Raw genomic sequence first — 1,981 nt, 5'->3', positions numbered from 1 at the left:
AAAGGAAGAAAAAGAATAGAAACCTTATTCTCTCAATTATGTGATCAATTTATGATTAGACGTAATTATGCTAAATCCTTTGAGGGATATAGAACTAGAATATTATCTAAGATAACTGCTTTGACTACAATACAGTATATTAATAAATTCTTACTCAATAGAAATCTAAATACTTTAAAAAAACCGATTGTTTAAAATGCACAACAGGTTATAGATATATTCAGACAATTAGAACTTTAGGAGATTATGTAGAAGCAAATGCAAAAATGGATTTATTAGCAGAAAGAGCTCCTGAAGATGGAAGAGTAAAAAAGTATTTGGCAGATCCTACTTATATAGAAGATGTAAATAGTAATAGAGATGGTTATAGAGTAAAGTTGCTAAATAGTGTAAATACAGAATTTTCAGAGTATGGCTCTGCACTTTATAAAGGTGAAATTGTTTATGCTTCTTCTCAATATAGGAAGTTTTCTAGAGATAAAATACATTCGTGGACAAATGATCCATATACCAAGCTATATTCTGCACCAGTTCGTATAGATGGTCATATTGGAGAGGCTAAACCCTTTGCTAGAAAAATTGAAGGTAATTTTAATGAGGCAAATGCTGTATTTACTGCTGATGCAAGAACCATGTATTTTTCTAGTAATACTAGAGGAGATAACAATAAAAGATATTCTGATGGAACTTTATTAGTAAGTTTATATAGAGCTTATTCTTTTGGTAATGGTAAATGGGGTGATGTTGAAAAATTATCTATAAATATTCCGCATGCGAATTCAGCTCAACCTGCATTAAGTCCAAATCAAGATTATATGTACTTTGCTTCTGATAGACCAGGAGGGTATGGACAATCAGATTTATATAGAGTTAAATTATATATTGATGGTAGTTTTGGAATACCTGAAAATTTAGGTGCACAAGTAAATACTGAGGGAAGAGAAAGTTTTCCTTTTGTAAGTTCTGATAATGTTTTATATTTTGCTTCGGATGGTCATCCTGGTTTAGGAGGTCTAGATTTATTTGGTGTGAAAATTTATGAAGATGGAACTTTTGGTGAAGTTGTTAATTTAGGAAATTCTATTAATAGTCCTTATGATGATTTTGCAATGTATCTAGATCCTGAATCAAAATTTGGTTTTATCACATCAAATAGACCAAATGGTGTAGGAAAAGATGACTTATATTTTGTTAGAATGAAGCTTGGTACAGAATTAGATGTAATACAGACTATTAAAGGTAAGGTTGTTGATAAAAACACAAATGCTCCAATATTAGATGCTTATGTATTTCTATATGACAATAAACATCGTTTAATTGAACAGTTGGAAGTTGATAAAAGAGGAGAATATAAATTTGAAAATGTACAAGTTAATAGAGATTACTATATAGCAGCCAAATCGATAGGTTATACATCAGAAGAAGTTTCTATTGAGGAATTAAGTAAGAATGATACAGTAATTGTTGATTTTGCCTTAGGTCGTTCTGTAGATTTACAATTTTTAGGATATAATAATAGTAATAATGGTGGTGACTCAACTAATGTGTCACTAAAACCTGGAGATGACTTAAATAAAACCTTAAAATTACAACCTATCTATTTTGACATTGATAAATATAATATTCGTCCTGATGCCCAAATAGAATTATCAAAAGTAGCATCATTGATGATGATGTATCCAACTCTTAGAATTGAAGTTCGCTCACATACTGATTCTACTGGACCAGAATCATATAATTTAAAATTATCTGAAAGACGCGCTATTTCGACAATTGACTGGTTAGTTAAACAAGGTATAAGTCGTACAAGGCTAAGTGGTATTGGATTAGGAGAAGCTCAGATTGTTAATCACTGTGGTAATAATGTACCATGCACAGAAAGAGAACATCAAAAGAATAGAAGAAGTGAGTTTATTGTAACACAGTTTTAACTATTTTTTTATTAAAATATTTATATACAAAACAAAGCAGCCTTGTTATA

The 1,981-nt window shown here is 30.1% G+C and carries 1 protein-coding gene and 1 pseudogene; both read left to right on the top strand.

Going from position 1 to position 1,981, the window contains the following annotated elements; translation table 11 throughout:
• Positions 1 to 195, top strand: a pseudogene (locus RH98_RS15830) (IS982 family transposase); the annotation flags it as partial.
• A gap of 71 nt (positions 196 to 266) precedes the next feature.
• A complete protein-coding gene (locus tag RH98_RS14915; protein WP_010257508.1) occupies positions 267 to 1,931 on the top strand; it encodes an OmpA family protein in 1,665 nt (554 codons plus the stop codon).
• Positions 1,932 to 1,981: the final 50 nt, after the last annotated feature.

The organism is Myroides injenensis M09-0166, assembly GCF_000246945.1.
Lineage (GTDB): Bacteria > Bacteroidota > Bacteroidia > Flavobacteriales > Flavobacteriaceae > Flavobacterium > Flavobacterium injenense.
This window is presented reverse-complemented; position numbering and strand designations above follow the sequence as displayed.